Consider the following 19,163-nt stretch of genomic DNA (forward strand, 5'->3'; position numbering starts at 1 on the left):
AGTTTGGGTGTTGTTATTTATATCAAGGAAGAGCTTCATGCCCGCAGCAATAGATGCCAATCACAAGTGGTGGCAAGGGGGAGTCATTTATCAGATCTACCCCCTCACCTTTGCCGATGGGAACGGGGATGGCATCGGGGATTTACGGGGAATTATTCAACGGCTAGACTACCTAAACGATGGAGATCCCGATAATACGACTGACTTAGGCATTGATGCCATATGGCTGTCTCCGGTCAATCAGTCACCAATGGTGGATAACGGCTACGATATCAGCGACTATCGCGATATTTGCCCTACCTTCGGCACCTTAGCAGAATTCCAAGAACTGATAGAGCAATGCCATATCCGAGGGATTCGGGTGATTATGGATATGGTGCTCAACCATACTTCCAATCAGCATCCCTGGTTTATTGAATCCAGTGCTAGCCAGGACAATCCCAAAAGCGATTGGTACCTCTGGCAAGATCCTGGCTACAAAGAAGGACTTCCTAATAACTGGCTGTCCTATTTTGGGGGAACCGGGTGGACGCTTAATGAAGATCGCCAGCAATATTACTTTCATGTTTTCAACGAAAACCAACCTGACTTAAATTGGCGCAACCCCGAGGTCAAGGCAGCCATTTATGACATGCTGCGCTACTGGCTAGATATGGGCATTGACGGCTTTCGATTAGATGCCTCTAGTGTGTATAGCAAGGACCAATATTATCGAGATAACCCCGTCAAATTTGGGGCAACCGACAAGAATGCTTACTATAACCAAGATCACCTCTACGACAAAGATCTGCCCGACAATCATGGAATTATCCGGGAAATTCGCGCCCTCATGGACGAGTACGAAGACCGGGTCTTGATCGGGGAGACTTTTATCGACAGCCGTTTGTATGACTCCAATAGCTTTTATGGGGTCAACAATGATGAACTGCATCTCCCCTTTGCCTTTGAATTCCCATTCAGCCCTTGGTATCCCGGCTATTTACAACGGGAGATCGAGAAGAAAGAGCGGATTACCCCAGCTGGGGCTTGGCCCACCTATTTTCTGGATAACCATGATTTACCTCGCCATTTGTCCCGTTGGATTGAATGTGCCTTGTGCACCAATCCCACGGAAATTGCCAAGGCCGCTGCTACCCTACTCTTAACGGTGCGGGGAACGCCTGTGCTTTACTATGGCCAAGAAATTGGCATGGTTGACAACCAAGATATCCCCCCCGAACTACAGCGCGATCAGGCGATAGTAGCTAGTCCAACGGGAGAGCTGCCTCCCAATCGAGATGGCTCTCGCACCCCAATGCAATGGGATGCTTCGGCCAATGCTGGATTTAGCTTTGGTAAAGAGGTCGCGCCCTGGCTACCCGTTCATGCCAACTACCCGGAAATCAATGTAGAGACCACCTTAAAAGACAATGAGTCGATCTTGAACTTTTATCGTAAGTTGCTCTATGTGCGGGCACAAAGTGAGGCTCTCAAGTTTGGCACTTGGCGGACTCTCATTCATTACCCTTACGAACATATGGCCTATCTGCGAGAGACAAACTCTGAGCAGGTGCTAATCTTGATCAATTTTGCCTATGAGAAACCCCTAGAGTTAGATGAACCCATTGTCCAAGAGGACTGGACTGTTTTAGCTTCTAATAAATGGGACTCTGGTAAAACCGTGACTCTCCCCGAGAATTTGCAATCCTTCGAAATAGATGTTTTGAGGAAAGCATAAAGTTGAGATGTGTACTCCAGAATTATTGTTCCGTTTTCCAGAATTAGTGCCACACAACGGCTTTGTTGCATGAATCGAGTAAAGGGTAAAGATACGGTTGGCTAGGCAAAAAATATGACCATGCATCAATCGTGGGGATATGGCGTCATTGAAGGCTTTTTTGGTAAGCCTTGGACCTGGCAAGCTCGGTTAGATTACGCCAATTTCCTCAAGAAAAATGGGTATCAGTTTTATATCTATGCTCCCAAAGCAGATCCCTATTTGCGCATCCGGTGGCAGGACTGTTGGCCGGAGACTACCTATGTAGAACTGAAACGGCTAGGAGAACGGTATCGCCAAGCCGGTATAGCTTGGGGAATCGGCATTAATCTATATGAAATCTTCTTCAATTACGATCAACAGACGATTCAGCAGTTAACTGCCAAAATTCGGTATCTCAATCAACTTCAACCGGATATTCTGGCAATTTTATTTGATGATATGCGAGGAGATTGCGATCGCATTGCCCATATCCAAGCCGAAATCACCCATCGGATTACTGAACTGAGTACGGCAAAAACTTTTATCATGTGCCCGACCTACTACAGTAGCAGTCGGATTCTGGATCAATTGTTTGGAGAACGCCCCGATGACTATTTGGAGACCCTGGGAAAATTAATCGATCCACAATTGCATATTTTCTGGACAGGGCCAGAGATTTGCTCGAACAGCTATCCTCTCGAACACCTACAGGAGGTCAGTCAGAAGCTGGGGAGAAAACCCTTTATTTGGGATAACTATCCGGTCAATGATAGTGCCAATATGTGTAACTATCTGCATCTCAGTGCTTTTGAAGATCGGCCCTTTCAAATGGCGGAGTGGATCTCAGGACATGCGGTTAATCCCATGAATCAGGCTTACCTTTCTCAAATTCCGTTGCGGACCCTGCACCTGAGTTATCTGCAACAAGAGCAATATTGTCCTCAGCAGGCGATGCAGGAAGCAGCTCAATCACTATGTAGTCCAGACTTGGCTAATATGCTGATTGATGATCTCAGCTTATTGACAGAACAGGGTTTGGAGCAGATGGGGCCAATGCGAAAAGCAGAGTTAATTGCCAAATACCAACCTATAGGTACTGAATTCTCTCAAGAAATCGTGAGTTGGTTGCAAGGTAACTATCCGTTCTCCACGGACTGTCTAACAATGTGATTATCAAAGCTTTGGATTTCCTCTGTAAGCTGATTTCTACATTTAACTCCTGATTACCCAACAGAAGGCTTACGTCCAGCTGTGTTCTTGGAGAGAGGTCGCCAGGAGCTTTCTATGAAAAGATGGGCTTTGCCCACACAGTTGAAAAAGACGAGGATGGAGAGTTGATTATGCAGCGTGTCTTGTAAGCTGGGGCCTCAGATTTGAGGCTCGTTAAATTCCCCCATCCCAGGAAAAATGGTGGTAGATAGGCTGGTTTTTGGAAATAGAATATCAGCAGTTGTCATGGTTAAGCAACGCCCTTAGTTTGACGATGCTCACCATAATGCCATCAGTAGAGCTGGGGAACAAAAAACTGTTCGTTTAACGGGGGGCGTACATAATCACTAGGTGCTTTTTTCCGGGGTGGTAGTTCCATCGGATCGGGCGTCATATCTTCATAGGGAATCTTACTCAAAAAGTGGCTAATGCAGTTAAGACGAGCTCGTTTCTTGTCGTCCGCTTCCACTGTAAACCAGGGCGCTTCAGGAATATTCGTGTAGGCGAACATATTGTCTTTGGCCTGAGAATATTCAGCCCAGCGATCGCGAGACTCTAGATCCATTGGACTCAACTTCCAGCGGCGAGCTGGATCCGTTGTCCGGGCCTGAAAGCGCCGCTCTTGCTCTTCATCACTAACGGAAAACCAGTACTTCAGCAAAATGATGCCGGATCGAACCAACATCTGCTCAAACTCAGGGCAGGTTTGCAGGAATTCCTCATACTGCTCTTCGGTGCAAAACCCCATCACATGTTCGACTCCAGCCCGGTTATACCAACTGCGATCGAAACAAACAATCTCTCCGGCTGCAGGGAGGTGGGCAACATAGCGCTGAAAATACCATTCTGTCTTTTCGCGATCGCTGGGGGTACCCAAGGCTACTACTCGACAGCCGCGAGGATTGAGGGGTTCAGTCATGCGTTTAATGGTGCCGCCTTTGCCTGCCGCATCTCGGCCTTCAAACAACATCACGATTCGAGTGCCTGTATGTTTGACCCAGTACTGCATTTTGACCAGTTCGAGTTGGAGCCGGGCTAGCTCTTTCTCGTATTTCTTTTTGGAGAGTTTGGAGCTGCCTTCTGCTTCTGAAATATGGTGAAACACTCTGCGTTCTGAAGATTTAAGGCTCGCTTTCGGTTGTTTGCTGGCTTTCTTTTTCTTCTTGGATTTAGGTGGGGTATTCTGTTTGGCCTCAGCCTTTTTGGGTGGGGTATCAGAGGAAGTATCTTGCTTCTTTTTAGATGTCATGACTCAAATCCTTCTAGATTGGATAACACCCTACATCTATACTAGCCCTAGCTTTTGGGCAGAGTGGTTTAAATCAAGAAACTCACTTAAAATGCTTCAAGTGAGTTTCAGATGGTTATTCGCTAATGCCGTTACTTAATGAATAACATTTCTTGATAGGTGGGCAAGGGCCAGAAACTATCTGCAATTTCACCTTCTAACGCATCTGCATAGGAGCGCACCTCGTCCATGAGGGGGCGAATTGTTTTGGCGCAATACATCATATGCTCTTCTGTCGAACTAAAGTCATGGGTTTCTGCTGCTGCAGTCAACTTGCTAGTGACAGCCGACATCGAATTGGTGAGTTCAGCAATGGTCTTAGCACTGTCCTTATTACAATCGATGTTTAGAGTGGCCAAGCTAGAGATGGTCGAGGACAGCTTGGATAAGTACTCAACTGCCGCTGGGTAAATAATGGTTTTGGCCATATTAGCGACTAGCTTCGCCTCTACCTCAATGGAGAGAATGTACTGCTCCGCATAGACTTCAAAGCGACTTTCCAACTCAACGGGGGTTAAGACACCCGTTTTCTGGAAGAGGTCTTCGATGAATTCTGCTTTGAGATAGGGTAAGGCATCAGCAGTGGTGGGTAAGTTGGCTAACCCCCGTTCTTCGACAGCCATTTTGTGCCATTCGTCGGAATAGCCATTGCCGCCAAATACGACTGCACCATGGGCTTCCATGACTTCTTTGAGTACCGTCAAGATGGCTGTACTCAGTTCGAGTCCCTTCGACAACTCACTTTCTAGACGATTGCCGATCCATGCTAGGGAGTCAGCCAACATGGTATTGAGGACAATCAAGGGACCGGAGACGGATTGGCTAGATCCGACGGCTCGAAATTCAAATCGATTTCCCGTAAAGGCGAAAGGAGAGGTCCGGTTGCGATCACCTGGATCTTTCGTCAAAGGAGGCAGGACATCGATGCCTAAATCCATTACCCCTTTGTGCTTAGAATCGGTTCCTGAGCCATTTTTGATTTGCTCAAAGACTTCTTCTAGCTGAGTGCCTAGGTAAACAGACATAATTGCTGGGGGAGCTTCATTTGCACCCAGGCGGTGGTCGTTGCTAGCGGTTGCGATCGCAGCCCGCATCAAAGGACCATATTTATGAACGCCTCGAATCACCGCGCCACAGAAGATCAGGAATTGGGCATTCTCCTTGGGAGAGTCGCCTGGATCTAGCAGGTTGCCTTGGGTGGCGTTGCCCACAGACCAGTTCACATGTTTGCCCGACCCGTTAATCCCTGCAAAGGGCTTTTCGTGGAGCAAGCAAATAAACCCATGCTTCTTAGCCGTATGCTTGAGGACCGTCATAATCAACTGCTGATGATCGCTGGCCACATTGGCAGCTTCAAAGAAGGGAGCAATTTCAAATTGTCCGGGAGCCACTTCGTTATGACGGGTTTTGGCGGGAATGCCGAGTTTATAGAGGGTTTCCTCCACATCCTGCATATAAACCTGAACTCGTTCTGGAATGGCACCAAAATAATGATCATCAAATTCCTGGCCTTTAGCCGGAGCTTTGCCGAATAAGGTGCGTCCCGCTAGCATCAAATCAGGTCTCTGGCTAGCAAAGTTGGAATCGATCAGGAAATATTCTTGCTCGGCACCACAGCTAGAGTTGACCTGAGCCACATCCGCATGGCCCAAAAGCTTCAGTACTTTGTTGGCCGCTTTGTCCATGGCAGCAATGGATCGCAACAGAGGAACTTTCTTGTCTAAGGCTTCTCCAGTCCAGGAGACAAATACGGTGGGAATACAAAGGGTAGCGCCATAGTCCGTTTCCATAATGTAGGCGGGACTGGTGACATCCCAGCCCGTATAGCCCCGAGCTTCAAAGGTGTCGCGAATGCCACCATTAGGGAAGGAAGACCCGTCGGGTTCTCCCTGGACGAGCACTTTGCCAGAGAATTCTGTAATAACGGTGCCATCCCCTTGGACGGAGATAAAGCCATCATGCTTTTCTGCTGTCTGGTTAGTCATGGGATAGAAGACGTGGGCATAGTACAACGCCCCTTTGGCGAGGGCCCAGTCTCTCATGGCCGTTGCCACTGCATCTGCCACAGACGGGTCAAGCTTTTCACCCGTGGTAATGGTCTTTTTAATCGATTTGAAGACGGCTTTCGGTAGGCTCGCCTGCATTTTACTTAGATTGAAGACGTTCTCAGCCCAAATTTTCTCTAGGGATTCAGGAGGCTTGGGTGGCATCAATTCCCGATTGGTAATTTGGTGAACAGCTAGGACTCGGGCTTCATTTCCACTCATAGTGATTCCTCAGGACTCGAACCTCCTGATGGTACGCAAATTTATTCCTCAAAATAGATAGAATCGATACCAAATTGACAATCGACTCTTTCTCTCACCTTCTATAGGGTAGATGAGACCAGTGGGTAAAACCTTTGGAACTCCTTCGGAGAAGGAATAATGGCGCTACTTAAATCAAAAAAAAGACCCTGGTATCAATAGAAAAATAGCATTAATAAAAGTTAACCTATCGTTCTCAACACGCTGAGTTGGTAAATTCAGTAACGCCACTGAAGTTGGAGTAATCCAAGCCTAGACCTGAATTGATTTCATTACTGACATGTAATCTAAACCACTGCTGTGTTCCAAACTACAGAACATCTGGTTTTATACCGTTTTCTCTAAATAAATTTAGTTCTCCCTAGAGCAAGTGACTTGCTAGACTAGAACTTATTAAGAATGACTCTCAACTAAATATTCACTCTTAAACTGAACTTTATGGATATTTCTGCTGCATTACCCACCTTTGTGATCACCCTCCGAGAAGGCGTCGAAGCAGCTCTCGTGGTGGGGATTGTCCTGGCTTGCTTGCAAAAATCGGGAAAAAGCTATCTCAATACCTGGGTTTACCTGGGAATTTTGGCGGGTTTAGTGGGGAGTGTACTCACAGGCTTTCTCTTAAACTGGACGCTGACCTGGGTGACGGTGAGTAACGCCACTTTTGAACCGATCATTGAGCCATTGCTGAAAAGTGGCTTGTGCCTAACGGCCATTGTGATGTTGAGCTGGATGTTGATCTGGATGACTCAACAAGCGCGTTCCCTTAAGTCAGAAATAGAGGGGTCGTTGATTTCAGCTTTGCAAAAGAATGGCAAATCGGCGGGATGGGGCGTATTTATGTTGGTTTTGATTGCTGTTCTGCGAGAAGGATTTGAAACGGTCCTGTTTATCTTTACGAATTTGCAGCAAGGAACAGCAGGTAGCGTGGGTGCGATCGCAGGCTTGATCGGAGCCACTGGCATCGGATTTGGTCTATTCAAATTCGGGGTCAGAATTAATATCCGCCGCTTTTTTCAGATCATGGGTATCTTCTTGCTACTGATTGTCTCGGGATTGGTCGTCTCCGTTTGCAAGAACCTGGACGCCGCCGCCTATGCTTGGGAGCAAATGGCCATCTCCCCCACGAATCTTTGTTTTGCCCAAGACTCTTGTCTGCTTGGCCCCCAACTGTGGGATACCAGCAAAGTCCTATCCGATCAACAATTTCCTGGATTGCTGTTTAAGGCCCTATTGGGCTACCGCGATCATATCTACTTGGGGCAAGCCGTTGCTTATGGTACCTTCCTATTCTCAGTAGGAACCCTGTATCTCAGAAGTCTGCAGCCTCAAGCTGTAACCCCAATCCCTTCTAAGACCACCGCATTATGAAGACTGACGAACGCTGGCAAAAGGGCTGTTGTAGCATTTAGAGGCTATTTCAAAAGGCAAAGTTTGGCCGAAGCCAGAATCACTGATGCTATGCACCTCGACATGCAAGTGAGGGGCCGAACTCCAGCCAGAATTGCCGCTAAAGCCAATCAGGTCTCCAGTCCTAACCCAATCATTCAACTTGATTGGGATTTTTCTTTTAAAGTTCTGCTGTAAATGAATGTAGGCAGAACGGACACCATTACTATGCTCTAGCCAGATAAAGTTAAACTTCTCCGCATTTCTACGTCTTCCCCCTTTGTCGGGATATTTATCTCGCACACCAATCACTCGCCCACCCTGCATGGCATAAACAGGCATACCAATGGGAACGCCAAAATCATAGGCATATTTCATCCGGCCTTGATGGGTGCTGCCTCGGGTCCCCTGGCTGAGAAACCCTTTGCCCTGAAGAGGATGACAATACCCTTTCATAGCTGTACTGGGCAGATCAGTTAGGGGATGTGTTCCTTGACGATTATCAAACCACTGCTTTATCCCCAATCGCCTGGGAATAAATCTGGGCATGGAGGGAGGATCAGGAAAAGCACCACCGATGGCAGGAGCAGGTCGAGATGCCAATGATGAGCAGCCCGTTCCAAATCCACACACCAATGACAAGCTGACCAGAGTGGCCGTTTGCTTAATGCCCTTGGGGAGACGATTTAGAATCTGTTGTGTTCGGTGGTGTTCTAAAGGGAAATCCCACCAATTCTGCTTATTGCTAAATAATTTATAGAAATATTGATAATAATCAGCTTTAAATCCATTTTTCCCTTTTTTTAGGCGAGAAAAATGATTTTCTGGAAAAATATCTTCTAAATAATTCTGATTTCTAAGCTTATTTAAGTGAGGAATAATGGGATTGAATATAGAGGTTAAAGAGGAAAATTCTCTTACCCAGCAAGGAATCTTCTCATCAGACATAATACTTGAACACACTGGTTAGGCTGCCCAACTCTAAAATTGATCAAGATAATAATGTAGTAGCATTGAATACATTTATGCAAATAAAATTTATTCTTCAAGTATTGATTGATTGTTTTTATATTAGAAAATGTTAATCATTTTTTATTGTTTCTAGACTTGCCTGAGGCAGCCAATTGAAGCTTTATAGGAATAAAATAACGCTCTGTTTTTTTGTTGATTCCTCAGTTGATAAGCGATTGCCATTTATCTTATCCCTGTCCCATTCTTAAGAACTTGGAGATAGGGGGAGAAGTACAACCAGCTTCAAAATTCTCTCCCTTGGAATAATATATTTAGAGAGGTAGAGAGCTAAATTACTTACAGAGAAAGCTTTGTAGCCAAATTATCTTTGCTTTTATTGCCCTGTTTGCGGGAGAAGGAAAGGCTTTGCCTTGGAAGACGAAAGCATTTTAAAAATCATTAATGCTATTAAAATCTGAGAAATATAAATTACTTCATTAGCCATTCTGAATGCAAAGAATGTTGTCTCTAAATACTATGGGCAAGGGAAAATATGCCTGGCATCATTGAAGGTTAGGTGGTAGCCGAAAAAGAGTCTGAATTGAAGGTTGATGCCGGAAGTCGCGATACTCTTTATACTGGGCTTGCTTTTTGCGATGGGGAAGAGAGAGTTGCTGAGAAACGATGGTCGAAGCGAGTGCTGGTGGATGTGGCGATGCTCAGAAATCAGATAAGGATAACGAACTTAAATAACACCGGAAAATATAGTTGAACACGGCTCTACCTCCTATCCTCCACAGCCTTAACACCACTGATGGCCCCCTAAATCCCCCACTGGTGGGGGACTTGTCTGCTCGACCCACACAGGATCTGTGACAGAGTTGAACCTCAACAACTCTAGAGATCTCACTGTCTAGATTCATTAGCCTATAGCTAGGCTCAAAGTCCCCCAGGATGGGGGATTTAGGGGGCGATTGCAAAAGCTGATGTTGTCAAAAGAGACGGCAGAAATCTCGGTATTAATCAATTTTCATTCCTAACGGTGTTTTCCTCACCAAAAGATGAATACTTATCTTCTCCTTGAGTTAAACAGTCAAGAAATGGGGTTTGGATGAGTTTGGCTAGTTAAAGGCCCGGTTTGGGGCCTTCTATAATTTTGAATGATTCTTCTATAGATGTTGTCAGACAAGCTGCTTGATGTTGCTTGGGCAAGAAATCAGTTAGAAATATATGCGACATTAGAGAACAGTTGGAAGTTCTGCTAGGTAATGGGTAAAAACTGGGCAATTGCCATTGGTATTAACGATTATCAAAATATGCGTCCGCTGAAATTTGCCCGTAAGGATGCAGAGGCGGTGTGTCAATTTTTTCAGGAGACCTTGCACTTCGATAAGGTGGATCTATTTGCTGATGGAGCAGAGCCCGTCCGCTATGCAGATAGCCCACCTCTTGCAGCAAAACCGACGGTTGGCAATTTAGATAATTTTTTTCATGTTCGCTTTGAACGTCCATTCCTAGAACCGGGAGATAATCTGTGGTTTTTCTTTGCTGGACATGGCAAACGCCACAAGGGACGAGATTATTTGATGCCGATTGATGGCAATCCCCGCCGTGTTGAACAGATGGGTATTGCCATTGATTATGTTGCTGAGCGACTGCGGCGCAGTGGGGCGGATAATGTCATTTTGATGATTGATGCCTGCCGCGGAGAGGATGATCGCGATGGCGGTGAAGGGGTGGGTCGTCAACAGCAGAAAGGGATTATTACGCTGTTTGCCTGTAGCCCTAATGAGCTGTCCTATGAAATTGAGGAGATAGAGCAAGGGGCGTTTACCCATACTTTGCTAGCCGGACTTCAGATCCAGGGAGCGGGAAATTGCGCGACGGTGGAACGCTTGAGCCAATATCTAAGGGCGAAGGTGCCCGAGGTTAATCATCGGTACAACACAGGGTAAGCGCAAGAAAATCAAGCCTCTGAAAGGCTAGACTGTAAAGGAAGAGAAGCGCCTAGAACTTTGAGCATATACGCTTCATCCATGCTCGCCCGTTTTAGTTTTTGACGGGTACTTTTCTTAAAGGACGTTTCTTGATTGAGAAGGTTGATGCTCCAGCGTCTCAGGATGGCCATGTTTTCCGGCGCATGTCCTGTGCGAATGCGGCTAGCATCTTCGCCAAAGGTCACGTCTAAGACCCAGTGGAGTTGGTTCTCAATCGACCAATGCTGGCGGATGGCTTTGCCCAACTGCTGAGCATTTGGCGGTAGAGAACTGATATAAAACATCACCTCATAGGTGGTTTTGTTCCACAGATGTCGGGTCCGAGCGACCTTGACGATGGTTTGCAAGCCCTTCCACTGCGCCTGCTTGTACAGAGGACCCATCTGTTGAAGGGACACGGCCCAAACTTGTCGTTTCTCGCGACGATGGTGCCCTGCTTCCACACGCGCATCATAGCTGTGCTCAATGCACTTAAACTCATTCGCTTCAGCCGTTTCAAACCATTGCTCAACCTGCTCAAACAGCGTGGGATGATTCTCCTTGAGGGCCAGCACATAGTCAGCCTCTTTAGCTTGAATGTGGCGGGCAATCTCGTGCTGAGTTCCCATTGCATCAATGGTAATAATGCACCCGGCAATGTCTAATAGCTCTAGCAGTGCTGGAATAGCGGTAATTTCGTTACTCTTGTCTGCAACTTTGACCTGTCCTAGAAATAACCGATACTCACTGGCCCAAGCACTGACCAGATGCAATGCGGATTGGTCTTGATTGCGATCATAGGAACCTCTGAGTTGTTTGCCGTCAATCGGTATCACTTGAGCGCCGAGGGTTGTCACTACCTGATCCAACCAGTGATTGAAACTCCGCTCAAAAGCGGTGGGGCAAATACGCTCAAACACTCGTCGATAGGTGTCTGCTGTCGGTATCCCGGACGGTAGCCTCAGAAAACTCGACAACCAATCTTGATGGCTTAGACCATAGGTTTCAATGTCTTCCCACCCTTGTGCGCCACCTAAACTTGCCAATAGTCCAATCACGACGATGCTGACAAACGGATGCTGGACACCTTGGCCTCCACGTGGATCAGGCAAATCTTCAAAACACTCGGACAATTGTTGATAAGCCTGATCGCAATCACTGGCAGGCAGGAGTGACGAGGATGAGTCAGTGGAAGCTGGTGAGGAAGGAGGCTTGCTGAATCCTGTAGCCATGGGGAAACCCTTTTAACAGAATGGAGTTCCATAGCATATTACAGCTTCATTTTTCTTGCGCTGCCCCTGCGGTACAACAAGCCCTCTCAGACGCCCTATACACGGATAGAACCTGAGTCGAAGCTGCACTTTATTTTGCTGCCGGGGCAAGCTACGCTCCAAGATGTGGCAGCGATGAAAATTGATGCCCTGGAAGCTTGAAACAGAGAATGATTTGGATGGGGCTGAGCATCTGTGGACTCGGGTGTTAGCAGCTTCTCAGGCAGACACTCAAGCAATTAAGGGCTTGCAGCGGATTGCGGTCAAACGAGCGACGGGCCAGTCTCCCAGACCAACACCGACTCCAAGTCCAGAGACGTTAACTCCTCGGGCTGATGACTCTTCCCGAGAACCTGGGGTTAACCTCTCGTCAGCCCCCAAAGACAATCTGGCTGATAGCGAACCGTCTGATCCTCAACCCTCAAGGGTGACGTTTACGGTAGTCAAGGTGAATGCCCAAGGCGAGGTGATTGAGCAGCAAGAGCAACAGGCAGAACAAAGCTTGGTAATGTTGCCGGGAGAAGTCCCCCTATCTCTGGTTCGCATTCCCCAGGGGAAGTTTTGGATGGGTGCTCAGAAGAATGAAGAGGGTGCCGATGATGATGAATACCCTAGGCATCAGGTATCGGTTCCCTCTTTTTGGATGGGGCAATATCCGGTAACGCAACAGCAGTGGGAAGCTATTGCGGGACTGAGCAAAGTCAAGGTTGATTTGGATCCAGATTGTTCCAATTTCAAAGGAGAGACTTTACCCGTAGAGAAGGTGTCTTGGTATCAGGCGGCTGAATTTTGTGAACGCCTGTCCCGACATTCTGGCCGAGACTATCGGTTGCCGACTGAAGCCGAGTGGGAATATGCCTGTCGTGCGGGTACTGAAACCCCTTTCCATTTTGGGGCTACTCTAACTACCGACTTGGCGAATTATCGTGGGCAAGATTTGGAATATGAGGGAAAAACGTACCCCGGTAAATATGGTCAAGGTCCCTATGGGAAATTCCGCCACCGAACAACTCCAGTCATTCAGTTTGGAGGGGCGAATGCGTTTGGGTTATTTGACATGCATGGCAATGTTTGGGAATGGTGTCTGGATTATTGGCATGAGGATTATAAAAACGCTCCTACCGATGGGACTGCTTACAAAAATGATAATCATTATCACCTGCTGCGGGGCGGCTCCTGGCGCAACCATCCGAGGTACTGCCGCTCGGCCACGCGCTACAGGGGCGGGCCCGACTTCCAGTACGGCAATGTCGGTTTTCGTGTCGTGTGTGTTTCGGCGAGTACTCTCCGTACCAGAACCGATTGATGGGAATCAATGGGGCGTGTGCTAGAAGAGTCCAGGTCTAGTCCAGAGATGCGGGTAACGGCATCCAAAAATCAAACCGGGCTGGATAGCTTCGTAGGTGAGCTGCCGAGCAGTTATTCAGTCCAACCAAACAATGTAAGCGGGGACTATTATGTCAGACACAATTGAACTTTGGGTAGTAGCAGAAGCTGAGGATGAAGTGCCAGCGGAAACCGGAAGTCGCGACGGTGGCTATACCGGACCTAGTTTTGGCGATACGGTGGATCGGACAACAAGAAAGTTGATTTCCATGACTCGTAAACGAGTACCCGTGGATGTGGCTCTGCTCAGAAAACAGATGAATAGCATGATGCAGGTAGTGGATGAGCTATTCATCCAATCAGAAGTTCAGACCAAAATGCAGCTTGATGAAGTAGAGCTGAAAGTTGAAATTAATGCAGAAGGTCAGCTTAGTCTCGTAGGCAATGGCGGTAAGCTGGGGAATACGGGCGGAATTACCTTAAAATTTAGCCGTCCTAAGTAATTTCAAAAGTTTTGCTGATTTCCACAATCCTATCTCCCTGTCTTAGCTGTTCTAAAGCATTAGGTAAAGCAGTCATCAGCAATTGCCGTAAACTGCGATTTGTGACATTCCCACAGGTTAGCCATATGACCTGAGGAGGCGTTCCTAAATGATCTACTAAATCAATGAAATCGCTATCCTTCGTCATAATCACAGCATTTTCAGTCCGTGCAGCTTCAAAAATTTCAATATCTTGAGCATCTCTTAGGGACAAATCTCGCAGAGCAGCAGCTTCTACATCATCAAAGGTCGCTGACAACCACTCAGCTAAAGTGGGTGGAAGTTGAGCATCTACCCAAATCTTCATGCGGTCAGTTGAGGAACGTCAGTCCGTCGTGCCGCAAACAGCAAGCAGGCTTGAATATCTGCCAACTCCAAATCAGGAAAGTCATCCAGAATCTCAGCAGTGGTGACATTTTCTGCCAACATTTCCAATATGTCGGAGACTCTAATTCGCATTCCTCGGATACAAGGACGCCCCCCACACTGGCCCGGTACTTGGGTAATGCGAGTCAGTAGGTTAGTGGCATTCATAGGACGATCTGCAAGCTGCTGGTCTCTATCTTAGCGAGTAATGTTTCTTACCCATCCGTTTGCAAGTTGCTATTGCCGAGTTTCAGAGCATTAGGTTTTAATTCAGGCCGATTCCCCTTAACCCCTTGACCAATCGATTCAATCCTTCAGCTAGGGTAGCTTTATCCAAAGCTCCATAAGCAATCCGCAGATAACAGCCCGACTCCATGCCAAAGGCACTACCGGGAATCACTGCCACCCCATATTTACGAATCAACTGCTCTACTAAAACCCGATCGGGCAAGTCTGTATCCACCTTAATCAACACATAAAATGCACCAGAGCTAGCAGGTGCTAACACCCTCTCAAGGGGCTGAAGTGCCTTCTGCACCAGATTCCGTTTCTCTGTAAGGGTCGCCAAATGCTGATGACAATACCCCTTCCCCACTTGCAGCGCACCAACTGCCGCATACTGAGACACCACAGGCGGGCAAATCAGTAATGTATCCTGAATTTTTTGCAGTGCCTCTTGCAAATGGCAAGGAATCACCATATAGCCGATCCGCCAACTGGCAAAGCCATAGGCCTTCGAGAGGGTAAATAGAGAAATTGTATGGGTTTGCTCAGGGTCAAAACGGCCCGGTGAAATATGCTCAACCTCGTCGTAGGTAAAGTACTCATAGGTCTCATCGCTGATGTGATAGAGATTGCGCTCCAAACACAACTGATTCACCACCTGCAAATCCGCTGCCGAATACACTGCCCCAGATGGATTATTCGGAGAAACCGTCACAATCGCCCGAGTCCGATCCGTAATCGCTGCTTCAATCTGATCGAGCTGGAGTTGATATTGCTGATCCGTGGGGATACAAACCGGCTGACCATTAGCGAGCCGAATCGCCATCTCATGGTTGAAGTAATACGGCGTTTGCAGAATCACCTGATCTCCTGGATCAAGGATGGCGAGGACCGTATTCATAAACGCCATATTGCCCCCCGCCGTCACCATAATCTGGTCACGGCTAAAGCTCAACTGATTTTCAGCCCGTAGCTTCTGTGCGATCGCATCAACCAGCAGCGGGATTCCCTGCACCGATTGATAGAGATGCACTCCAGGATTTTGGTGAAACGTGGCTGCCTGGGCAAGAGCTTCTGGCGGCGGGCCATAAGAAACCACCCCCTGTCCTAGAGACAAGGTGCCAGGATGCTGGCGAATCAGATCGCCAATAATCGGGATAATGGGAGCCTGAACCGCTTCAACACGAGCCGATGGCCAGATCATCAGACGGCAGCCGTACAGAGTTGCCCTAGAATTTGGCAGCATTCTGCCACCGACTTGCGATCAGTCATGGCTTGGACCAGGGCTTCGTAAGCATCCCAATTAGCCCGGATCATTTGTCGGGCTCGGTTCCCCGCCTGGCGCTCATGAACCTTCACATTCATCTTCAGTCGGTTTAAAGTTTGACGAAGCTGTTGCAGGTCATTCTTGCCCCCTTCTACGGCTTTGTAGACTAAGTCTTCGGCTACGCCACCCGCCATCCAAACCGTACAATAGCGTTCGACTTGTTCTGCGGCACTCGTCTCAGAAAAATCGGCAGGCGTTTCAATACAAACGCCCCCTTGTCCGCCTTGTCCCTGCTGCAGAGCCTCCCATGCCGTTAAGGTATAGCCCGTAATCGGCAGGTCCAGCAAATAAGCTGTTAAAAAATGTCCGGCTTCGTGATGAATGACCCGCTGGCGATATTGAGGAGACAATCGGGCAAACCCATCTAGAAACAGTGTCATCCCTTTGCCCTGATACCCAAAGGTATCAGCAACTGCTAATCCTAGAACAATAGCGGCAAAGGTGAAGGGAATTTCTGGGGCAATGTTTAGTATGGGGCCCACCAGAATCGAACCGCTGAGAAGGGCAACGAAAAGTGCGATCGCATTAAGAGGGGTTTGATTCATGGGGGTTAAGATTTCAAGTTGCGGGCATTGTAGAAGGTCTCCAAGCTGTCTTTGTCACCGACATAGCGCCAGTGCCAGGGTTCATAACTAACCCCTTGGGAGTTCCCTTTTGGGAAGGATAACTCAAAGCTATACCGGGGTGCATTTTTTTGCAGCCAGTCGAAGGCCCGGGTCTCCTCAAAAGCGACATTCACATGGGCATCTGTCTGGGTGGCATCGCCAATATCCATGGCATACCCAGTATGATGTTCGCTCCGTCCGGGGGGAGCACTGACTTTAGCTCGCTGCTGTGCACCTTGGGCCCGCTCTTCTTTCACCTTAAAAAACAGGTAATCTTGATCGTCTACGGTCCGAAATCCAGATAATGCCTGTAGTTTTACGCCATCTGCTGCTGCCGCTGAGGACATTTGCTTGTAGGCCCGAGCTGCAGCAGACCGTAGACGAATCCGGTTATCTGCTGTAATGGCTTGCAATTCGTTTTCCGGAGCGACTTTGTAGGAAAAATGCCCTAAGGTCGTATCTGGAGTACTGGGAGTATCTGTTCCTCCAGTGGGAGATGTATTGGGTCCATTTTCTACCTTGCTTTGGGAGGGTTCAGGCTTAAAAAAGCCGATTGCAAATGCGGCTCCTACGGCAATCACTAACAGCCCGATGCAGCTGCCAATCAAAAGGGCAGGGTTACCTCGAGCAGGTGAAGATGCCGTTTGTGGAACGGTCTGCCGACGGGCCTCTGGAATATCGTCGTACATAAAGACTCAAGCAAGAGAGATAAGCATCTTAATATTATTTCCTAAGGGACTAATCTAAAAGGTCCGTTTTGATCACGAATCTGCCGTTACCCCCAGAAGATCCGTCTTAGTCTTCCTATCATAAAGTCCCTCACCCCTATCCCGCCAATTCTACGATTGCCTTAAAATTCTTTGATGATGGGCAAAAACTAAGCTTATTGATGAATTTTGCCACCATAGGTTCCCTAACCTATAAGTGCAGGTTCACAAGGTAGGATGTTGAAGATTTTGCGTGATTCTCAATATGTGCGAGGATGCGATCGCTCTTGGGTATCATTCGGAGTGGTTTGATACCGTATGGTCACCTCACTGATGGGAAATATGCCAATCGTAATCTCCTGCCGAAAAAAATTTTGGTTCAGTCCCGGCAGATTGAAACCTCTATCCCCACGGGCATTTCTCCTCAAGAGCTGTGGTTTGATGTTGGGGGTGATGGTGGCAGGTTGCGGGGATGCGATCGCAGCTCCAGAACAGCTGCAAACCCTTGATCGAGGGCATCGAATTCTGATCCAAAGGGGGCTGCAGCTGAACGCGCTGACCATTGGGTTCACCACCAAAGGAAAAGAAAATGATTCTGAGCTTTGGCAAAATTGGGAGGCTAGCCACTTTACTACCCTTGATGTGGGCGGCGAGCTATTGGCTCTACCCGAGTCGATCGCCGGCAAAAAGTCTTGGTCCACGTGGCGAGGCAATCCTAAAGATCCGACCCAAAGTCTGCCAGATCGACTCTTTCAGTCAGGGCAAATTAAGAATCTCGTCAGTTGGCAATATAAAGACGAACAAGATATTAGCGAAGAAAGTGAACTTCAAGAACTGGAAACCTGGATCAAGCATTACCGACCGCTACTCCCAAACACCCTCTTATATACCAATCAGCATGGTGATGAACGCTTTGGTGGTTTTGGCAGTACGCGTGACCTAACTATCCAGCGCTATATGCGTCGCATCCAGCCCGACTTGCTGATGCAAGATACCTATCCTTACGGGATTTGGAATGATTTGGGCAACCAAGGGGGGCGTCCCGCTCAGCTTTATTACGCTATGATCCGCTATCGCCGATTAGCCTTGGCTGGCAATGATGGTACAGGGCGTCGCCCCATTCCCTACGGATTATGGATTCAAACCTTCAAAGGGTCTGCTACTGGGGTAGGGACATGGACTCGCTTCCCATCTGAATCCGAACTGAGCCAGCAACAATTCGCAGCTCTGACACTGGGATTCAAACTCCTTAATGTCTTTACCTACAATGGCACCAGTGATGTTGGAGGGAAATTAAACGCTCCATTCTTCAATCAACCCTTCGGTAAACAACCCACGCCAGCCTTCCAGCATATCGCCGAAATCAACCAGCAAAGCCTCAATTTAGGACCCACTTTGGTGAGATTACTCAGTACAGATGTGCGAATAATTCCCAGACCCCCGACACTAACAGATTTAATCGCCCCTGATATCTCTCGTTGGGATACCAAGGCTGACCCTTATATGACTCGACTAGAAGTCAAAAACCTTGGAACTTTATATGGTGGGCGCAATGGCGATGTGCTGGTGGGGTATTTTAAGCCTTTACGAGAAAGCTTTGACGGTCCAGCCACCAATCAGCAATATTTTATGCTCACGAATGGACTAGCAGGTAAGAAACATTCGATCGAGCAAACGCGCCAACAACTCACCGTCGAGTTTGATTTTGGCGAGAGCGAGATCACGGGGTTACAACGCCTCAATCGCAAAACCGGCAAAGTTGAACCCATTCAGGCCGGATGGACTGAGGAAGTGGCTCCGGGACTGAATTCTCGGTTTGATGCGGTTAGCGATCGCAAATACCGTCTCACCTTAATTCTCGACGGCGGGACAGGAGATCTATTTAAATTTGATACAGGTGCGACGTTTGTGGGGCAACAACAGACTCAGCTTTAGGCAGC

The 19,163-nt window shown here is 47.7% G+C and carries 16 protein-coding genes; 7 read left to right on the plus strand and 9 right to left on the minus strand.

What is annotated here, in order from left to right; translation table 11 throughout:
• Positions 1-37 precede the first annotated feature (37 nt).
• Positions 38-1,717 carry an alpha-glucosidase gene (locus I1H34_RS14200; RefSeq protein WP_212661745.1) on the plus strand — a complete coding sequence of 560 codons (1,680 nt, stop codon included), beginning with the start codon at positions 38-40 and terminating at the stop codon, positions 1,715-1,717.
• Positions 1,718-1,831: 114 nt separating this feature from the next.
• On the plus strand, positions 1,832-2,908 hold the full coding sequence (locus I1H34_RS14205) for a beta-N-acetylglucosaminidase domain-containing protein (protein WP_212661746.1): 1,077 nt from the start codon (positions 1,832-1,834) through the stop codon (positions 2,906-2,908).
• 331 nt (positions 2,909-3,239) lie between these two features.
• Here the strand turns inward: I1H34_RS14205 and ppk2 are convergent, their stop codons facing one another.
• Both ppk2 and I1H34_RS14215 read right to left on the minus strand, forming a co-directional pair.
• The gene (ppk2, locus tag I1H34_RS14210; RefSeq protein WP_212661747.1) at positions 3,240-4,196 is read right to left on the minus strand and encodes a polyphosphate kinase 2; all 957 of its coding nucleotides are present in this window, start codon (positions 4,194-4,196) and stop codon (positions 3,240-3,242) included.
• A 131-nt stretch (positions 4,197-4,327) separates the two neighbouring features.
• Positions 4,328-6,502 (minus strand): glutamine synthetase III family protein, encoded by a 2,175-nt coding sequence (locus tag I1H34_RS14215; RefSeq protein ID WP_212661748.1) that lies wholly within the window; start codon positions 6,500-6,502, stop codon positions 4,328-4,330.
• 477 nt (positions 6,503-6,979) lie between these two features.
• On the opposite strand from I1H34_RS14215, the gene I1H34_RS14220 reads away from it, so the two are divergent.
• Complete coding sequence (locus I1H34_RS14220) at positions 6,980-7,909, plus strand: FTR1 family iron permease (protein WP_212661749.1); 930 nt, start codon at positions 6,980-6,982, stop codon at positions 7,907-7,909.
• Here I1H34_RS14220 and I1H34_RS32205 read toward each other — a convergent pair.
• Positions 7,904-8,875 carry a M23 family metallopeptidase gene (locus I1H34_RS32205; protein ID WP_249369228.1) on the minus strand — a complete coding sequence of 324 codons (972 nt, stop codon included), beginning with the start codon at positions 8,873-8,875 and terminating at the stop codon, positions 7,904-7,906. The genes I1H34_RS14220 and I1H34_RS32205 overlap by 6 nt on opposite strands.
• A 1,271-nt stretch (positions 8,876-10,146) precedes the next feature.
• Here I1H34_RS32205 and I1H34_RS14230 point away from each other — a divergent pair.
• Positions 10,147-10,833, plus strand: coding sequence for a caspase family protein (locus I1H34_RS14230; RefSeq protein ID WP_249369231.1), 687 nt, complete (start codon positions 10,147-10,149; stop codon positions 10,831-10,833).
• Between the two features lie 11 nt (positions 10,834-10,844).
• Here I1H34_RS14230 and I1H34_RS14235 read toward each other — a convergent pair whose 3' ends face one another.
• A complete protein-coding gene (locus I1H34_RS14235) occupies positions 10,845-12,086 on the minus strand; it encodes an ISAs1 family transposase (protein WP_249369233.1) in 1,242 nt (413 codons plus the stop codon).
• A 184-nt stretch (positions 12,087-12,270) separates the two neighbouring features.
• Between I1H34_RS14235 and I1H34_RS14240 the strand changes: the two genes are divergently transcribed.
• Positions 12,271-13,431 (plus strand): formylglycine-generating enzyme family protein, encoded by a 1,161-nt coding sequence (locus tag I1H34_RS14240; RefSeq protein WP_249369235.1) that lies wholly within the window; start codon positions 12,271-12,273, stop codon positions 13,429-13,431.
• A 151-nt stretch (positions 13,432-13,582) separates the two neighbouring features.
• Positions 13,583-13,954 (plus strand): Pepco domain-containing protein, encoded by a 372-nt coding sequence (locus tag I1H34_RS14245; protein ID WP_212661750.1) that lies wholly within the window; start codon positions 13,583-13,585, stop codon positions 13,952-13,954.
• Here the strand turns inward: I1H34_RS14245 and I1H34_RS14250 are convergent.
• The 5 genes from I1H34_RS14250 to I1H34_RS14270 all read right to left on the minus strand — a co-directional run bounded on the left by I1H34_RS14250 (position 13,947) and on the right by I1H34_RS14270 (position 17,205).
• Positions 13,947-14,300, minus strand: coding sequence for a DUF5615 family PIN-like protein (locus I1H34_RS14250; protein ID WP_212661751.1), 354 nt, complete (start codon positions 14,298-14,300; stop codon positions 13,947-13,949). The genes I1H34_RS14245 and I1H34_RS14250 overlap by 8 nt on opposite strands.
• Complete coding sequence (locus I1H34_RS14255; protein WP_212661752.1) at positions 14,297-14,527, minus strand: DUF433 domain-containing protein; 231 nt, start codon at positions 14,525-14,527, stop codon at positions 14,297-14,299. The genes I1H34_RS14250 and I1H34_RS14255 overlap by 4 nt, the downstream gene beginning before the upstream one ends.
• A 97-nt stretch (positions 14,528-14,624) precedes the next feature.
• A complete protein-coding gene (locus I1H34_RS14260; RefSeq protein ID WP_212661753.1) occupies positions 14,625-15,788 on the minus strand; it encodes a pyridoxal phosphate-dependent aminotransferase in 1,164 nt (387 codons plus the stop codon).
• On the minus strand, positions 15,788-16,456 hold the full coding sequence (locus I1H34_RS14265) for a hypothetical protein (protein WP_212661754.1): 669 nt from the start codon (positions 16,454-16,456) through the stop codon (positions 15,788-15,790). Before I1H34_RS14265 ends, I1H34_RS14260 begins: the two co-directional genes overlap by 1 nt.
• A 5-nt stretch (positions 16,457-16,461) precedes the next feature.
• Positions 16,462-17,205, minus strand: a complete 744-nt coding sequence (locus tag I1H34_RS14270; RefSeq protein ID WP_212661755.1) for a M15 family metallopeptidase — start codon at positions 17,203-17,205, stop codon at positions 16,462-16,464.
• 411 nt (positions 17,206-17,616) lie between these two features.
• Between I1H34_RS14270 and I1H34_RS14275 the strand changes: the two genes are divergently transcribed.
• Entirely contained in the window at positions 17,617-19,158 is a 1,542-nt protein-coding gene (locus I1H34_RS14275; RefSeq protein WP_249369237.1) for a hypothetical protein, read from the plus strand.
• Positions 19,159-19,163: the final 5 nt, after the last annotated feature.

The sequence above is a fragment of the Acaryochloris marina S15 genome, assembly GCF_018336915.1.
GTDB lineage: Bacteria > Cyanobacteriota > Cyanobacteriia > Thermosynechococcales > Thermosynechococcaceae > Acaryochloris > Acaryochloris marina_A.